This window comes from Streptococcus suis (assembly GCF_002964575.1).
Taxonomy (GTDB): domain Bacteria; phylum Bacillota; class Bacilli; order Lactobacillales; family Streptococcaceae; genus Streptococcus; species Streptococcus suis_R.
Map to the genome: position 1 here is coordinate 25,131 of NZ_POQQ01000050.1, position 17,325 is coordinate 42,455.

A 17,325-nucleotide genomic window follows, 5' to 3' on the forward strand; every position below is an offset into this window, starting at 1 on the left:
AAAGCCTGGGTTGCCCTGGGCTCTTTGCATTTATAAAACTCTATTTCACTTCCATAATCACCGGCAAAATGGCTGGGCGACGTTTGGTTTGGTCAAAGAGGAATTTAGCTAAGTCATCGCGAACAGCACTCTTAAGTTCTGTCCAGTCAAAACTATCCTTGGTGAAGTAATTTTCCACCGTTGCATTGACCAAATCAGAAGCCTCACGCAAGATATCCTTACTTTTCTTGACATAGACAAATCCACGCGTATTGACCTTGGCCTTGGAAATGATTTTCTTCTCACGGCGGTTGACAGTGATTGCCACGATAAAGATACCATCTTCGGAGAGAATTTTACGGTCACGAAGGACAATATTTCCAACATCTCCCATGGCATTTCCGTCAATCATGACATCACCAGCAGGAACCGCTCCGCTATGGACAAAATCGCCATCTTCATAAACCATGACATCCCCACGCTTGACGATAATAATATTCTCTGGGAACATGCCGATTTCAAGGGCAGCCTTGGCATGGGCATCTAGCTGGCGGTACTCCCCTTGAACTGGGAAGAGATACTTAGGACGGAGGATATTGAGCATGAGCTGCAAATCACGGGCATTGCCGTGACCAGATACACGCAGGTTTTTTGTAATGGATTTGACCGTTCCACCAGCCTTGTAAATCAAGTTTTCAACACGGGCAACTACCGCCTCTTTGGAAACACTTGGAGTTGTGACGATATAGACTAAATCGCCTTCCTTGATTTCGACATAGCGGTGGCGACCAATGGCCATCTTACGAAGCCCGTTCAGTGGCTCACCCATCCGGCCTGTTTCCAAGATAATCAATTCATGGTCTTCGTATTTGCCCATATCCTTTGGCTTGACCAAAAGTCGCTCGCTAACCAATCGAAGTTTTTTCAATTGGATAGCCGTACGGACAATATTTTCCACATCGTGCCCCGTCAAAACAACACGACGACCTGTCGCCTCTGCCGCATCAAAAATCTGCTGGATACGAACAATATTACTTGCCACTGCAGCCACGATGACACGCCCTTCGCAGTCAGCAATGGTATTGAGAATTTCTTCACCAGCCTCATGCATACTAGCTGACTGCACATTGCTATCCGCATTAGCAGAGTCGGATAAGAGGGCCAAAACTCCTTCAGAGCCAATTTCTGCCAGACGACCAAAGTCTGTCCGATAATACTTGTCAGCCGCTTGGTCAAATTTAAAGTCACCTGTATAGACGATATTTCCTTGGTCCGTCTTGACAACAATCCCCAAACTCTCTGGAATAGAGTGAGTTGTCTTAAAGAAAGACACAACAGAATCACCAAAATCAATCTCTGTCGCTGCATTGATAACATGGAAATCCTTGAATTTCTTGGTTGCATTATTGTTCTTGACAATCAATTTCGCCAATTCAATAGTCAAATGTGAGCCAAAGACAGGTACCTTGATTTTTTCCAAGAGATAAGGCAAGGCGCCAATCGAATCCGCGTGTCCATGTGTCAAAAAGACCCCAGCCACACGGTGCTTGTTTTCTTCCAAATAATCAAAGTTTGGGACAACAACATCGACACCCAACTGTTCATTTTCTGGATACTTAGCACCAGCATCCAAGACAAAAATATGCTCATTTACTTCGGCAATATAGAGGTTTTTTCCGTTTTCACGTACCCCACCGAGAGCCATGATTTTTATGCTACTCATTTTTTCTCCTTTTTAGGACATCCCACAGGTGTCCACCTTATTTTTTCTTACCAACGGTCCTTGGGATGCCCAAGTCGAATTACAGTCTGCTATTTATCGTCATTTAGTTTTTCTTTTATTACTTCGTTAACTCGCCTTGCCTAACTCCAGTTATGCCTGCGGCTCGTTGCCTAGTACTAAAAGTAAACTAAAAGACTATATTTTAGCTATCGCTTCTATTATACATTTTTTCAGGAAAATTTACAAAAAACTCTGCTGAAATTCAACAGAGCTCACATCATATTAAATTCTAGTTACAGTTTGGTATTAAGATACCGGTTCTTCCTAAAATTTAAGATATATTAAAAGCCTGGATTGCTCCAGACTTTAGTCAAACAACTTGTAATAATCTTCCAGCTTCATCTTGGATTTTTCCTCTGCTGTTTGGTCTTGAATAATCTGACCATTTTTCATGACAATCAAGCGATTGCCGTGACGGAGAGCATCTTCCATCTGGTGAGTGACCATGAGAGCCGTCATTCCCTTGGTCGCAATCAATTCATCTGTTAACTGCATCAAGGATTGGCTAGTCTTAGGGTCGAGAGCTGCAGTATGCTCATCCAAGAGCAGGAGTTCAGGCTGTTTCAAACTCGCCATCAACAAACTCAATGCCTGGCGTTGGCCACCTGATAAGAGTCCTGCTGGCGTATCCAGATGTTTTTCCAGACCATTTCCCACTCTCGGCAGAAGCTGGGCAAATTCTTCGGTCTGTTGGGCCAATCTGCGTGGCACCAAGCCCCGTCCCTCGCCACGATACTTAGCGATAAGCAGGTTTTCTGCCACTGTCATCCGAGGAGCAGTTCCCATTTTAGGGTCTTGGAAGACACGGGCCAGATACTTGGCACGCTTTTCTGCAGGCCAATTGGTCACGTTCTCACCAAGAATATGGACCGAACCACTAGTCAAGGGCAAGGTTCCAGCAATAACATTAAAGAGGGTTGACTTCCCAGCCCCATTGCCACCCAAAATGGTAATAAAATCACCTTGGTAGATAGTCAAATTGACATTGTCCAAAATCACACGTTCTTCATCAAAACCGTTTGTCACCACCTTGGTGGCATTTTTTAATTCAACAATTGCTTTCATCGTGACAGGCTAGCTCCTTTCAAGACTTTATTTTTCAACTCAGGAACCATGAGGCAGACAGCCAAAATCATGGCTGAGAAGATACGGAGGTAGCTGGTATTGATACCGAGGGAAATAACCACCAAAATCAAGAACTGGTAGAAGATAGCTCCCACTGCAATGGCCAGGAAGCGTTCCAACATGGTCAGATTTCCATACAAGACCTCACCAATAATCAGACTAGCCATACCGACCACAATGACCCCAATACCACGCGACACATCCGCATAGCCTTCTTGTTGGGCAATCAAGGCACCAGCAAGTGCGATGATCCCATTTGAGAGGACTAAGCCTAATAATTCCATGCGACTGGTATTGATACCAAAACTGCGAGCCATATCTGGATTATCCCCCGTTGCGATAAAGGCCTGCCCAAGTCGGGTATAAAGGAAGAACATCAAACAAGCAATGACTAGAGCAATGCTGCCCAAACCAAGCAAGAGACCATTCACCTGCTCTGAAAATGGAAGCAAATCCTGCAAGCGACTAGTATTTAACAAGCCTAAATTTGCCCGTCCCATGATAAAGAGAATAATGGAGTGACAGGAAGACATGACCAAGATACCTGCCAATAGAGTAGGAATTTTTCCCTTGGTATAGAGCAAGCCTGTGACCAAACCTGCCAAGCAACCTGCCAAAACGGCTGCCAGCGTTGCCATGATAGGATGAACTCCCTGTGTCAGCAGGGTCACTGCAACTGCTCCTCCCAGTGGAAATGAGCCCTCTGTCGTCATATCTGGGAAATTCAAAATCCGAAAGGTGACAAATATTCCCATTCCTAGTACAGCCCATAAGAGAGCCTGTGAAACTGTTGATACAATCATAACTTTCCTTTGTCTTATTCAATAACCTTGCTTGCCTGATTGATTATATCATCTGACAAGGTAATTCCTAATTCTTTAGCAACTTTCTGGTTGACCACAATAGTACCTTCATTGAAGATTTGTACTGGTGTATCCCCTGGATTTGCACCGTCTAAGATTTTCGCAGCCATTTTACCAGTTGCCACACCTAAATCATATTGGCTAAGAGTTACAGATGCGATACCGCCGCCCTCTACCATGTCTTCTACACTGGTGAAAATCGGAGTTTTGGTTTTATTGGCCACAGAGACGACAGTTGAAAATGCTGAGGCAACTGTGTTGTCTACTGGTGTGAAGAGTACATCTGCCTTGCTGGTTGCTACTTCTACTGTAGAAGCCAATTCATTACTTGAAGCCACTGCATACTCCAGAACAGTATAGCCAGCCTCTTCCGCTGCAGCCTTAAATTCTGCTACTTGAATTTTTGAATTGTCTTCGTTAGAAGAATAGAGGACACCGATTGTTTTTGCATCTGGTGTGATTTCTTTGATGAGAGAAACAGCGTCTGCAACTGGTGTTTGGTCAGATACCCCTGTGATGTTGCCACCAGGATTTTTCAAGTCTGTCACCAAGTTTGCACCAACTGGGTCTGTTACAGCTCCCATGATGATTGGTAACTCTGTCGTCGCATTTGCCAAACCTTGTGCAGCAGGTGTTGCAATCCCAATCAAAAGCTCATTGCCATTGTCCACCAATTTTTTACTCATGGTCTGAACTTGAGACTGGTCAGCCTCAGCATTCATAAAATCAATCTCCAGATTGTCTGTTGTTGAATAACCACCTTCTTCTAGTCCGGCCTTGATTCCCTTGTAAATCTCATCTAGTGAATCATGGGTCACAAACTGCAGAACACCAATTTTAACTTTTTCAGAGCTAGCAGACTGACTGCTCTGCTCTTTTTGCGTCATAAACAGGGCAGCAACCACCATCACAGTAAGGGCAATAATTGTAGCAAGTAAGTTTTTATTTTTTAACATATTCATTCTCCTTTAAAATACACACTATCCAATCTCTACGTCTTCACTATTTTATTCCACCATCGCCATCGTTTCATTTTGATTACCTCGTATTATCTACCATAGTCAAAGTAGAATGTCATTATCTGTATACCGTTTTTTCAATTAAACTACAATCTACAAAGACAAGGAAAAGCCCCCGCATACTGAAAAACAGTATGCGAGGGCGTCAATGACACGGTGCCACCTCACTTATGGGAATTGTCTAGAATCCTCCCATATCTCATCTCCTCTAACAAGGAGTTGCACTGTAAGGTGTGCGGACCGAACTATCATTGTTTTAAGTTCATTTGCGTGACTGTTTGGACTAATTACTCAAAGTAAGTTACAGCAAACAATCATTGTGAATTTAGGGCATTTTAGGACTAGGCAGTCGGGTGAAGGCAGTACTGGTGGTACGGCAAGACCGACTAACGACGTCATAAAATAGACATAAATGCACATCAGCCCATTTCATAAAACTCCGCCACCTGTTCTCAGCACCACAGGCTCCCTGAAGACTTCTGCTTTACTACTTCTTCTGATTACAGACGATTATACGGCATCCCAAAGACTTTGTCAAGACTTTTGATTAAATTTTCTGAAAATTTTTCCTAACCTACTCTGTCCCCTTCATCAAAAAGTCACTGATTTATGGTATACTAGACTGAGTTAAAGCGATTAGAAAGAGGAAAACCATGTCTTTTGACGGATTTTTTTTACATCACATGACGGCTGAATTACAGGCCAATTTAGAAGGTGGGCGGATTCAGAAAATCAACCAGCCCTTTGAGCAGGAAATTGTCCTGAACATCCGCAGCAACCGTCAGAGCCATAAGTTGCTCCTGTCCGCCCATTCAGTTTTCGGGCGGGTCCAGCTGACTCAATCGGACTTTACCAATCCAAAGGTCCCCAATACCTTTACCATGATTCTGCGGAAATACTTGCAGGGTGCCATTATCGAGGACATTCGTCAGTTGGACAATGACCGCATCTTAGAATTTTCCGTGTCCAACAAGGATGAGATTGGCGACCATATCCAAGCTACCTTGATTGTGGAAATCATGGGCAAGCACAGCAATATCATCTTGGTAGATAAGTCTGAACAGAAAATTATCGAGGCTATCAAGCACGTTGGTTTCTCGCAAAATTCCTACCGAACCATTTTGCCAGGCTCCACCTACATTCGTCCACCGGAGACGCATTCTCTCAATCCTTACACGGTATCTGACGAAAAATTGTTTGAAATCTTATCGACTCAGGAACTGAGTCCAAAAAATCTCCAACAGTCCTTTCAAGGTTTGGGTCGGGATACGGCTTCTGAATTGACCAGTCATTTGCAGTCAGACCGCCTGAAGAACTTCCGTGCCTTTTTTGACCAAGCAACACAACCTAGCCTGACAGACAAGTCCTATGCTGCTCTGCCATTTGCCAATAGCCCTGAAAACCAGCCACACTTTGCGAGCCTGAGCAGTCTGCTGGACTTCTACTATCAGGACAAGGCGGAGCGGGATCGGGTGGCCCAGCAGGCCAATGAGCTGATCAAGCGGGTCGCCAGTGAGCTGGAGAAGAATCGCAAGAAGCTGGTCAAGCAGGAGCAGGAATTGGCGGATACGGAGACTGCGGAGTTGGTGCGGCAAAAGGGCGAGCTCTTGACCACCTATCTGCATCAGGTGCCCAATGACCAGCCAAGTGTGCGGTTAGACAACTACTATACGGGCCAGGAGCTGGAAATTGAGTTGGATGTGGCTTTGACGCCTAGCCAAAATGCCCAACGTTACTTCAAGAAGTACCAGAAACTCAAGGAGGCGGTCAAGCACCTGACCAACTTGATTGAGGAGACCAAGGCAACCATTGTCTATCTGGAGTCCGTTGACACCATGCTGGGACAGGCAAGTCTAGCAGAAATCAACGAAATCCGTGAGGAGTTGATTGAAACAGGCTACCTCAAGCGTCGCCACCGTGAGAAAATCCACAAGCGTCAGAAACCTGAGCGATACTTGGCGACGGACGGGAAGACCATTATTCTGGTTGGAAAAAATAACCTGCAAAATGATGAATTGACCTTCAAAATGGCTAAAAAGGGCGAACTTTGGTTCCACGCTAAAGACATTCCAGGCAGTCATGTGGTTATCACAGATAACTTGGACCCCAGCGACGAAGTCAAGACAGACGCTGCTGAACTAGCCGCCTACTTCTCCAAGGCAAGGCATTCTAACTTGGTTCAAGTCGATATGATTGAATCCAAGAAGCTCCATAAACCAACAGGTGGCAAGCCAGGTTTTGTGACCTACCGCGGTCAGAAAACCCTCCGTGTCACCCCAACTGAAGACAAAATAAAATCCATGAAAATCTAGTTCATGGATTTTTTTGCTACTTATAACTACTCCGCCTTATCAATATCTTCTCTAATTTCCTTAGCATTGAACTTAGCAAACAGATACTGGCGGTCCTGAACTGGAAAGCGTTGATCCAGCTGATCGACTGGGCCAACCTCGATATTTCCTTGTGAAATGATATAGTCCATGACATGACCCCCAAAGGTCAAATCGTCTGAGATAAAATGCAAATGATAACCTGCCACACTGACACCATGGAAAATCTCTGGTGTCCAAATACCAACAATAGTACCCGAAATGTTCTCAGCGGTATACTCAGGCTGACGACTAGCCACCTCCGCAAAGCGAACATCCGAAGCCGATTTAGGAATCATACGGACATGCATCCGTGAAAACGTCCCTTTGATTTTGATAGAACGAAAAAGATTTTCTCCATCATAATAGGATTCAATCCGCTGGTGCAATTCATCGCTAGTCATTTCAAAGCGTTGTTTAAAAATCACTTCTGCTTCATGGAAAATAACCGCCGCATAGGGAACCTTCATATCGGCAGGAACTTCAACCACTTCTGGTTTCTCCCCTGCTCCCTTGGCCTGATAGGCCTTTCCATCTAAAACAATCAGCTCACCGTCAATAGAGTCCAGGGTTCCCAAACCCAAATCACCATGTTCCAACAATTCACCAACTGTCAAAGATCCTCCGTAAAGTCCTGCCATCAAGGCACCGAGTGTATTGTATTGAAATAATCGCTTTACTTGCATAACCTACTCTTCATTTAAAAATTCTTGCATAGCCAAGTCATCTGGCACCAACTGGATATAACGATTTGCCTGCTCTCTTGCCTGATCCAAATAACCAAGCTGGCGCAAAAGGGCTACATAATCTGCCAGAAACTCTGGGTTTTCCGCTAAATCCCCAGCTAATTCCTCATAGAAAGCAAGGGCTTCTTCTTCCCTTTCCAATGCCTGATAGGCCTTTGCTACATTCCAACGCGCCAAGACATTCTCAACCTCTTCATCAATGAGGGTAAGAACTTCGTCATAGCGTTCCTGCTCAAGATATAAATTGGACAAGCGCAGAGCTAGTTCATTACTATCATCTGCCACCTCTTTTGCCTGAAGCAGATAGTCTTCAGCAGCCTCCACATCATGCAATTCATAGGCATACTGGGAAGCCTGAAGCAAGAGATTGGCATCAAAGTCATTTTTCGCCAAACCTTTTTCCGTCATGGCCAAGGCTTCTTCAATCTTATGCTCTGCATGGAGAGATTGGGCATAGGCATATTCATAGCCCTCAAAATCAGGATTGATGGTATCCAGTTGCTTGAAGTAGAGATTGGCCTTTTGGTATTCTTCTCGTTCAAATAGCAGAGCAGCCAATTCAAAAACAGTCTGATCATCGTATTCCAACTCAACAGCCTTTTCCAAAAATTCAATGGCCGCTTCAAATTTCCCCAAACTTGCATAGGCAAGCCCAATTCGCTGATAGGTCGAAACCCCTGTTAATTCGTAGATTTCACGATTATCCATCTGGGCATAGTAGGAAATAGCCTCCTTAAAATATTCCAATTCCATGTCCAATTCCGCCAAGCCAAAGAGGATAATGGGTTCATCTGATAAGTGACTGGCTTCTAGCAATTTTTCACGCGCCACATCTGACAATCCTTCCGCCTGATACAAGTCTGCCTTGACCAACAAGGCTTCCACATAGGCAGGACTGTCTTCTGAGATTTCCTCCAAATAAGCAAAGGCTTCTTCGACCAAACCATCTTCAAAAGCAATCTGAGCCAGATTGAGGACTACCTCAGGATAGGTTTCCTTGAGCTGATCATAGATTTGTGCAGCCTGGGGGAAAAAACCAATACTTTCCAGATAGGCAGCCAAGGACAAAAGTGTGTCATTGTCATCTTCTGCCAAGGCCCGCTTGAAATACTTATCTGCCTTGGCTAAATCCTGCTGGTCCAAACAAGCCAACATTTTTTCACTATTGTTCATGAACTTCTTCAGTTTCTCCTTCTTTTTCATATAGACCACTGTAGACCTTATACCATTCAAATACAGCCTTGACCAAGACCTTAATAGAAGCATAGATTGGAATACCTAGCAGAACCCCCAGTACCCCATACATCTGACCTGCCGTCAACAAGACAAACAAAATGGTAATGGGGTGGATACTCAAAGAGCTACCTATAATGAGCGGGGTCACGAAACGACCTTCTATGGTTTGCTCTACCATAAAGACAATCAAGACCTTGACCAACATCACAGGTCCAGCAATCAAACCGAGTACAACGGCTGGAATCATGGCTAAGAACGAGCCCAGGTAAGGTATCAGATTGAGGAAACCGGCCATAACACCCAAGGTGATAGGATAGCTTAAACCAATTACCGAGAACATAAAGGAGAACATAAGGGCAACAATGATGGCCACCGTTACTTGCCCTCGCACATAGTTTGCCAATTGACTATTGACATCTGTCAAAACCTTGCTGACGGATGAACGCCATTTAGTTGGCAAATACTGGGTGACATGACCATTCAAATGCTGACCATCTCGTAAGAGGTAGAAGAGAATGAAAGGCATAATCAAGATGGCCACGATAATCTGTGAGGCCGTTGAAATCAAGCTACTAGCCCAGTTAACCGCACTGGAAGAAAATTTCTGTGCATAGGAAACAATTTGGTCATTGACCTTATTCAATATTTCCAAAGCCGTTGGGCGAAACTGTTCAAATTGCTCATTTTCCAACAAGGTTGTCACTTGACCTTCAAGCTTCTGAATATTAGATGGAAGATTCTGGGCGAAAGAAACCACCTGCCCTTGAATACTTGGAATGGCCACCGCCAAGCCCCAAACCAAAAGCATACCAATCAATACAAATAATACCGAAATGGCAGCTGTCCGTGAAATTTTATATTTCTCCAACCAATCTACAATCGGATTTAAGAGGTAGTATAACAGGCCCGTCAACAACATAGGCAAGAGAATAATTTCAATAAAACTCCCAATGGGCTTCAGTAAAAAGCTGACCTTGGTAAATACAAAAACGGTCAATAAGACCAACAAGGTCACTAGGAAAAATGTAACAGCCTGGTTGTTCACAAACCACTTAAAAAACCAGGACATTCTAAATCGTTGATTCTGCTCATCCATATCAATCGCTCCTCATTCTTTTTCTCTATTGTATCATTTAATAGGCTATTTTAGATAAATGAACTATAGGATTTCTCAGCCTTTGCAGGAAAAATATGGTATAATTTTAGCAATCATGTTCAAAGGAGATAGCCATGTCTGTTTATTTCGGTACCTATACCAAACGCCAATCCCAAGGAATTTATAAAGCTGATTTTAATGCTGAAACTGGTCAACTCAGTAATTTAGACTTAGTTGTTGAAGAACCAAACCCAACCTATCTGACTTTTGATAAGGCTGGTCGACTATACTCAGTCGGAGCTGAAAATGGACAAGGTGGTATCGTAGCTTTCAATACAGATTTTAACTTACTAAACCATGTCGTCAGCGAAGGGGCTCCCCACTGCTATGTAGCCGTAGATGACGAACGAAATCTAGTTTACGCTGCTAATTACCATAAGGGGCAAGTTCTGGTCTATAAGCAATTAGCAGATGGCTCCTTAGAATTGGCTGACCTAGCTCAACATCACGGATCTGGACCACATGAAAACCAAGCATCTGCCCATGTTCACTTTTCTGATTTAGCACCAGACAAATTCTTAGTAACTTGTGACTTAGGTTGCGACCAAGTTATTAGCTACAAGGTTTCAAACCAAGGTAAACTAGAAAAAATTGCTACTTATCAAGCAAGGCCGGGAAGCGGTCCACGCCACATTGTCTTCCATCCCGTCGCAAAATTAGCCTACCTCATTTGTGAACTTAATTCAACTATTGAAGTTCTTATTTACGATGGCTGGGGTGAATTTGAACACCTACAAACCATCTCAACCTTGCCAGAAGACCATACTGGTTTCAATGGCACTGCTGCTATCCGCATTACAAAAGATGGAAAATTTGTCTACGGTTCTAACCGTGGTAATGATTCCATCGCCGTCTTCAAGACACTTGGGGATGCCAGTTTAGAACTTGTTGAAATTGTTCCTACAAATGGTAAAACACCACGTGATTTCACCCTAAGCCCAGATGAGAAACACTTGATTGTTGTTCACCAAGACTCTGATAATGCGACAGTTTTTGCAAGGGATACTGAAAACGGTCGATTGACAGAACTTTCTCATGATTTCTACATTCCAGAAGCTGTTTGTGTTACATTTTTTGAAGACTAATCATTTGTGAAATCGCTCTATTTTTGGTTTAATAGATACATAGGAGGTGAAATACATGAATCCAGTAGATCTTTTCAACCAAGTAAAAGACTTGATCGCAAACAAAGACTTTGAAGGTGCAAAACAATTTATCGAAGAAAACAAAGACAACTTCGGCGAATACTTGGAGCAAGCTAAAGGCTTGTTGTCAGGTTCTGAAGGCGTAAGCGGTCTTTTGGACAAGGTTAAAGGCTTGTTCTAATAGAGAAAAACTAGGCTGAATGTTCAGTCTAGTTTTCTTTTTACCCAAAAATAGTTGGTAGTTCTTTCAATGAAGCAACTACCCAATCGCTCTTCCAATTACCATTTTCTCTTGTGTACTTTCCAAAACCTGTCAGTATTCGTACAGTATACATTCCCAAGGATTTAGCGGGCAGAATATCATTATCATATCGGTCACCAACATAGACAGCCTTATCTGCTGGAAGGCCAGACTCCTCTAAAGCGAGCTTGAATATTCTCAAATCTGGTTTGCACACACCAACCTCTTCAGAGAGAATTATCAGTTGAAAATAGGAGCTAATTCCCCACTCTTTTAATAGTTCTTCCACACTACCAGACTGATTGGCAATAATCCCCAATCGATAGTTTTGTGATAACTTCTCTAAAATATCTATTGTTTCAGGATACAAGCTCACCCCCTCATTCGTCCATAAAGGACGTGGCACGGTCTGTGCAAAATATTGCCAGGTCGCACGAACTGGGTCCAACGACTTATGAGCATACTCCACCATTTTCTTTTTATAAAAATCTGCTGAAACCTCTATATCAAGTGACTGTAACTTCTTCACACACTTATCTATATAGAATCCATAAGCAGCCTCTTCATCTAAAAGCGTCGAACCCAAATCAAAAAATATCCACTCTATCATCCCACTCTCCATCTCTTTTCAAAATTAGAATACTTAAATTAGTCTGTTTTTTAGAATATCATTTTATCTATAGCAAGGCAAAGAAAACTCTCCAGAAAAAACTAGAGAGTTTTACTAATTTCTCGCTTTGCTAGCTCGGGGATAAAACAGTCCACCGGACATTGAAAACAAGTCCGAAGATTTTTGGACTTGTTCTTACTATAACCCTCGCTATGCTAGCTCGGGGATAAAACAGTCTCACAGACATTGAAAAACAAGTCCGAAGATTTCGGACTTGTTTTTATTATAACCCTCGTTATACTAACTCGGGGATAAATTAGTACACTGTACTAATTTATTTTTTCAAGTTGTAGAATGAGTTCAAGCCTTTGTAGACTGCAACTTCACCCAATTGATCTTCGATACGAAGCAATTGGTTATATTTAGCGATACGGTCTGTACGTGACAATGAACCAGTCTTGATTTGGCCAGCGTTAGTTGCAACTGCGATGTCAGCGATTGTTGAATCTTCAGTTTCACCTGAACGGTGTGATACAACGGCAGTGTAACCAGCTTCTTTAGCCATTTCGATAGCTTCAAATGTTTCAGTAAGAGTACCGATTTGGTTAACTTTGATAAGGATTGAGTTAGCAGCACCTTCTTTGATACCACGTGCAAGGTAGTCAGTGTTTGTTACGAAGAAGTCGTCACCAACCAATTGAACACGTTTGCCAAGACGCTCAGTAAGAGCTTTCCAGCCATCCCAGTCGTTTTCATCCATACCGTCTTCAATAGTGATGATTGGGTATTTGTTAACCAATTCTTCAAGGTAGTCGATTTGCTCTGCAGATGTACGAACAGCAGCGCCTTCGCCTTCGAATTTAGTGTAGTCGTAAACTTTACGCTCTTTGTCGTAGAATTCAGATGACGCACAGTCGAAACCGATCATGATTCCGTTTTCGCCAGCTTCGTAACCAGCAGCTTCGATAGCTTCGATGATTGTTTCAACACCATCTTCAGTTCCTTCGAACTTAGGAGCGAAACCACCTTCGTCACCAACAGCTGTTACCAAACCACGAGCTTTCAAGATTTTCTTCAAAGCGTGGAATACTTCAGCACCCCAACGAAGACCTTCTTTGAATGAAGGAGCGCCAACTGGCAAGATCATGAATTCTTGGAAAGCGATTGGAGCGTCTGAGTGAGAACCACCGTTGATGATGTTCATCATTGGAGTTGGCAATACTTTAGTGTTGAATCCACCAAGGTAAGTGTAAAGTGGCACTTCAAGGTAGTCAGCAGCTGCACGCGCAACAGCGATAGAAACACCAAGGATTGCGTTAGCGCCCAATTTACCTTTGTTAGGAGTACCGTCAAGAGCGATCATAGCGCGGTCGATAGCTTGTTGATCACGAACGTCATAACCGATGATAGCGTCAGCAATCACGTTATTTACGTTGTCAACAGCTTTTTGAGTACCAAGACCAAGGTAACGAGATTTGTCACCATCGCGAAGCTCAACTGCTTCGTGCTCACCAGTAGAAGCTCCTGAAGGAACCATACCACGTCCGAAAGCACCTGATTCAGTATAAACTTCAACTTCAAGTGTAGGGTTACCGCGTGAGTCAAGGACTTCGCGAGCGTAAACATCAGTAATAATTGACATTATATTACTCTCCTTTGAGTTTAAAATAGTTACACTGCTATCATACCCTAAAATAAGGGATTTTTCAAGAAAAAACAGATATTTTACTGAAAGAAATAATGTAAACGTATTCTATTGCCTTTTTGCACTATTATGCTATACTAAAACCATGACTGATTTACATACAACTATCCTACAAAAAGCTTCTGGCGAAACCCGCCTAAACCCTGATCAACAACGTCAATACATGGGCACCTATCGCGAACGTGTTGTACTAGTTCTCACATTCGATGAATTGGTTCATGAAAATGTCAACAGCCGTTTTGACACTATCTGCCAAAAACTAGCATCTCATTATCTTCCTCTCTTTCTCAAACTATCACCATCCTTATCGGATAAGCAACAAATTTCCTTAATGAAAGTTGCTCAAACCTATGGCATTACGTCTGCTATCATCGATGAGAAAATCGGGAAATCTCCTTATGCTCTGGTCTTTCATACAGACCATGCTATTGACATGGAAGATATTAGCTTGGCAACCACCTTTCCAAATCTTGTACAAACTGTAGAAAAAAAGGAAGATACAAAACCTTCCTTCTGGAAAAAACTATTTGGTTAGACTTATTTATCAATAAAGCAGTATAAATATTAAAGTAAAAATAATACAGGTTAGACAAAGGATTCCTAGCAATCTGCCTCTTTCATTTTTTTCATTGAAAAAGAACGTTGCTCCATTTGCCTTTATTACATTCGTTTCCATTCCTCTTTCTTTTTTGGAAAGTCTTATGACAGATACTAGCTTTGCAAGACAAATAAAAATAAATAAGATAATAGCCACATATTTCACTAATTCCATCTTTGTTGGCCTCCTAACTGGAGCATTCTCGCCACCTGTTCTGCCGTGCGGATCAGGTTTTTTTCTGCATATTTTAGCGTGTTTTCCAAACTGTCAACACTTGCGATAATCGGAAATGCGGCGCAGATATTTTCAAAAGGAAAATCAGGAAGGTTATCCTTCAAACTACCACAAATGGCAATGATGGGAATGCCTGCTGGTGTTCGTCTAGCCACTCCTACAGGAGTTTTTCCAGCTAAACTTTGAGCATCCATCCGTCCTTCACCTACAATAACTAGGTCAGCCTCAGCAACCACTTGTTCAAAGTCCAGCTTGTCTAAGACAAAATCAATGCCTGTCTGAATATGGGCTCCTGCAAACTGCACCAAACCTGCTGCCATCCCACCACCTGCACCAGCTCCAGCCAATGTCAAGATTGCTGGGTTAACGAAATGATAAAAGGCAGCCAGCTCCTCATCCACGCGTTCAAACTCCTCCGCTGCCAGTCCCTTCTGACCTGCAAAAATATAAGTAGCTCCCTGAGGACCACAGAGTAAATTATCCACGTCCGTTACCAAATCAATCTGAACAGACGACAAATCAATACCTATGTCTTCTTGGGAAAAGTCCACAATCTTACCCAGATTGGCACCAATGGCTTCAAGCTCCTGACCCGATTGGTCATAAAAATGAAAGCCCAGGGCCGACGCCATTCCAATACCGCCATCATGACTGGCAGAACCACCAATTCCGATGAAAAGCTGTTTGGCACCGTTGTGAATGAGTTCACCCAGCAGTTCACCCACTCCTCGAGTAGAAATAGTGAGGGGATTTCTCTTTTCCAGTGGAATGCTGGCAAGACCAACAATCTCAGCCATTTCAAAAACAGCAAGTTCATCCCTCATCGCATAGGAAACACAAATCCTGTCCCCAAATGGTCCCGTCACTTCTGTCTGGTATTTCTCCAAACCCAAGGCCTGCGTCAAACTATCAAGAGTTCCTTCACCTCCATCCCCTAAAGGAAGCAAGTCATACCTTGCCTGTGGATAGACCTTTGAAAATCCCTTTTTGATTGCTTGGGCAACCTCTTCTGCTGAGAGAGATTCTTTAAAGGAATCTGGTGCAATTAGAATACGCATGAATATCCCACCTTTCTATATCATTGTAGCACTCCGTCTCAAGTCTTTCAAGATGAGGGAGAGCTTTTCCTGAAAATATGATATACTAAAACAAAGGAGATTCCTATGTATCAAACTATTTTATTCGACCTTGACGGCACCCTAACAGATTCAGGACAAGGTATCCTTCATTCTGTCGTCTATGCACTGGACCAAATGGGGATTGATGAGCCTGACCTTGCTAATTTACAACGCTTTATCGGCCCACCCCTCTATGAATCCTTTTCCCGCTTTTATCAGCTAAATCCAGCAGACACTCAAGCTGCTGTCGATGCCTTTCGGGTCTATTTTAAAGACAAGGGAATGTTTGAAAACCAGCTTTACGATGGCATTCTGCCACTCTTGGAAAGCCTGAAACAAGCAGGAAAGACCTTGGCTATTGCTACCTCTAAACCAGAAGTCTTTGCCAAGCAAATTCTGGAATATTTTGACATCGCCCACTACTTTGATGTCATTGCAGGAGCCAGTCTGGATAGTAGCCGCATTAGCAAGACTGATGTCATCTCCTATGCCTTAGCACAGCTGGACTACGATCCGCAAACAACCATTATGGTCGGGGACCGTGAACACGATATAGAGGGAGCCCAGGCCAACCAACTAGCTTCTATCGGTGTCCTCTATGGCTACGGAAATCGACAAGAACTGGAAGAAGCAGGTGCTAGCTGGATCATCGAAACCGTTCCTGATTTGCCAAAACTCTTGCTTATGCAGGATTAGAAAAAGCCAGCTATACAACTGACTTTCATTTATTATAAGCTATCCAAAATCTCTATTAGTTTGTAGAGATTTTTTTCATTGATTTGATAAGGAGCCTGTTCCTGTACAATGGGCTTGGCACAGAAAGCCACACCAACACCTGCTCCTTGAATCATCGGTAGGTCATTAGCACCATCTCCCATAGCAATCGTTTGTGATACATCCAAGCCATTTTCAGCTGTCCAGGCTTCCAAACACGCCTTTTTAGTATCCTTGGTCACAATATCTCCCAAAACCTGACCAGTCAAGACACCGTCCACTACTTCCAAACGATTGGCGCGAACATAATCCAATTCCAACTGCTCTGCAAGGCGGTCCACTGTTTCATGAAAACCTCCTGACACAACAGCAACCTTGAAACCACGTGCCTTTAATTCTGCTACTAGCTCTGCCGCTCCTGGTGTAAAATGAATTTTTTCCATGATCCGATCGAAAACAGAAACAGGCAAGCCCTTCAACAAGGAAACACGCTCACGTAATGCTTCTTCAAAATCCAATTCTCCACACATGGCACGTTCTGTAATGGCTGCAACCTGCTCGCCTACACCCGCTTCCTCACCAAGAAGGTCAATACCTTCTTCCAGGATGAGCGTTGAATCCACATCCATGACCAATAAACCGTTTGTCATTTTCCTATCCTTTCTTGTATAAAAATAAAAAGCC

17 protein-coding genes are annotated in these 17,325 nt (G+C 43.2%); 5 read left to right on the top strand and 12 right to left on the bottom strand.

The window, feature by feature from the left end:
* Window positions 1–40 precede the first annotated feature (40 nt).
* The 4 genes from C1E58_RS06850 to trpX form a co-directional block, all read right to left on the bottom strand.
* A complete protein-coding gene (locus tag C1E58_RS06850; RefSeq protein ID WP_105209840.1) occupies window positions 41–1,702 on the bottom strand; it encodes a ribonuclease J in 1,662 nt (553 codons plus the stop codon).
* A 366-nt stretch (window positions 1,703–2,068) separates the two neighbouring features.
* Window positions 2,069–2,827, bottom strand: a complete 759-nt coding sequence (locus C1E58_RS06855) for an ABC transporter ATP-binding protein (protein WP_105209841.1) — start codon at window positions 2,825–2,827, stop codon at window positions 2,069–2,071.
* Window positions 2,824–3,690, bottom strand: a complete 867-nt coding sequence (locus C1E58_RS06860; protein ID WP_105209842.1) for an ABC transporter permease — start codon at window positions 3,688–3,690, stop codon at window positions 2,824–2,826. The genes C1E58_RS06855 and C1E58_RS06860 overlap by 4 nt, the downstream gene beginning before the upstream one ends.
* Before the next feature lie 14 nt (window positions 3,691–3,704).
* Window positions 3,705–4,706 (bottom strand): tryptophan ABC transporter substrate-binding protein, encoded by a 1,002-nt coding sequence (gene trpX / locus C1E58_RS06865; RefSeq protein ID WP_105209843.1) that lies wholly within the window; start codon window positions 4,704–4,706, stop codon window positions 3,705–3,707.
* 716 nt (window positions 4,707–5,422) lie between these two features.
* On the opposite strand from trpX, the gene C1E58_RS06870 reads away from it, so the two are divergent.
* Window positions 5,423–7,081 (top strand): Rqc2 family fibronectin-binding protein, encoded by a 1,659-nt coding sequence (locus C1E58_RS06870; RefSeq protein WP_105209844.1) that lies wholly within the window; start codon window positions 5,423–5,425, stop codon window positions 7,079–7,081.
* Between the two features lie 26 nt (window positions 7,082–7,107).
* Here the strand turns inward: C1E58_RS06870 and budA are convergent, their stop codons facing one another.
* Genes budA through C1E58_RS06885 form a run of 3 tightly spaced genes read right to left on the bottom strand, consistent with a single transcriptional unit; the run spans window position 7,108 to window position 10,216 of the window.
* Window positions 7,108–7,824: an acetolactate decarboxylase gene (gene budA, locus C1E58_RS06875; protein WP_105209845.1), complete on the bottom strand. Its 717-nt coding sequence runs from the start codon at window positions 7,822–7,824 to the stop codon at window positions 7,108–7,110.
* Window positions 7,825–7,827: 3 nt separating this feature from the next.
* Window positions 7,828–9,057 carry a tetratricopeptide repeat protein gene (locus C1E58_RS06880; protein ID WP_105209846.1) on the bottom strand — a complete coding sequence of 410 codons (1,230 nt, stop codon included), beginning with the start codon at window positions 9,055–9,057 and terminating at the stop codon, window positions 7,828–7,830.
* Window positions 9,047–10,216 carry an AI-2E family transporter gene (locus tag C1E58_RS06885; RefSeq protein ID WP_105209847.1) on the bottom strand — a complete coding sequence of 390 codons (1,170 nt, stop codon included), beginning with the start codon at window positions 10,214–10,216 and terminating at the stop codon, window positions 9,047–9,049. The genes C1E58_RS06880 and C1E58_RS06885 overlap by 11 nt, the downstream gene beginning before the upstream one ends.
* Window positions 10,217–10,350: 134 nt before the next feature.
* Here C1E58_RS06885 and C1E58_RS06890 point away from each other — a divergent pair, with 134 nt between their 5' ends.
* On the top strand, window positions 10,351–11,361 hold the full coding sequence (locus tag C1E58_RS06890) for a lactonase family protein (protein ID WP_105209848.1): 1,011 nt from the start codon (window positions 10,351–10,353) through the stop codon (window positions 11,359–11,361).
* 55 nt (window positions 11,362–11,416) lie between these two features.
* Window positions 11,417–11,602, top strand: coding sequence for a hypothetical protein (locus tag C1E58_RS06895; protein ID WP_105113369.1), 186 nt, complete (start codon window positions 11,417–11,419; stop codon window positions 11,600–11,602).
* A gap of 40 nt (window positions 11,603–11,642) precedes the next feature.
* On the opposite strand, the gene C1E58_RS06900 is transcribed toward C1E58_RS06895, so the two are convergent.
* Both C1E58_RS06900 and eno read right to left on the bottom strand, forming a co-directional pair.
* Window positions 11,643–12,272 (bottom strand): HAD family hydrolase, encoded by a 630-nt coding sequence (locus tag C1E58_RS06900; protein ID WP_105209849.1) that lies wholly within the window; start codon window positions 12,270–12,272, stop codon window positions 11,643–11,645.
* A gap of 334 nt (window positions 12,273–12,606) precedes the next feature.
* On the bottom strand, window positions 12,607–13,914 hold the full coding sequence (eno, locus tag C1E58_RS06905; RefSeq protein WP_099871461.1) for a surface-displayed alpha-enolase: 1,308 nt from the start codon (window positions 13,912–13,914) through the stop codon (window positions 12,607–12,609).
* A 148-nt stretch (window positions 13,915–14,062) separates the two neighbouring features.
* On the opposite strand from eno, the gene C1E58_RS06910 reads away from it, so the two are divergent.
* Complete coding sequence (locus tag C1E58_RS06910) at window positions 14,063–14,512, top strand: DUF1694 domain-containing protein (protein WP_105209850.1); 450 nt, start codon at window positions 14,063–14,065, stop codon at window positions 14,510–14,512.
* A 9-nt stretch (window positions 14,513–14,521) separates the two neighbouring features.
* Here C1E58_RS06910 and C1E58_RS06915 read toward each other — a convergent pair whose 3' ends face one another.
* Both C1E58_RS06915 and C1E58_RS06920 read right to left on the bottom strand, forming a co-directional pair.
* On the bottom strand, window positions 14,522–14,749 hold the full coding sequence (locus C1E58_RS06915) for a hypothetical protein (RefSeq protein WP_105209851.1): 228 nt from the start codon (window positions 14,747–14,749) through the stop codon (window positions 14,522–14,524).
* Window positions 14,740–15,867: a glycerate kinase gene (locus C1E58_RS06920; RefSeq protein WP_105209852.1), complete on the bottom strand. Its 1,128-nt coding sequence runs from the start codon at window positions 15,865–15,867 to the stop codon at window positions 14,740–14,742. The genes C1E58_RS06915 and C1E58_RS06920 overlap by 10 nt, the downstream gene beginning before the upstream one ends.
* Window positions 15,868–15,972: 105 nt before the next feature.
* On the opposite strand from C1E58_RS06920, the gene C1E58_RS06925 reads away from it, so the two are divergent.
* Window positions 15,973–16,623, top strand: a complete 651-nt coding sequence (locus tag C1E58_RS06925; RefSeq protein WP_105209853.1) for an HAD family hydrolase — start codon at window positions 15,973–15,975, stop codon at window positions 16,621–16,623.
* A 32-nt stretch (window positions 16,624–16,655) separates the two neighbouring features.
* Here C1E58_RS06925 and serB read toward each other — a convergent pair whose 3' ends face one another.
* Window positions 16,656–17,291, bottom strand: a complete 636-nt coding sequence (gene serB, locus C1E58_RS06930; RefSeq protein WP_105209854.1) for a phosphoserine phosphatase SerB — start codon at window positions 17,289–17,291, stop codon at window positions 16,656–16,658.
* Window positions 17,292–17,325 lie beyond the last annotated feature (34 nt).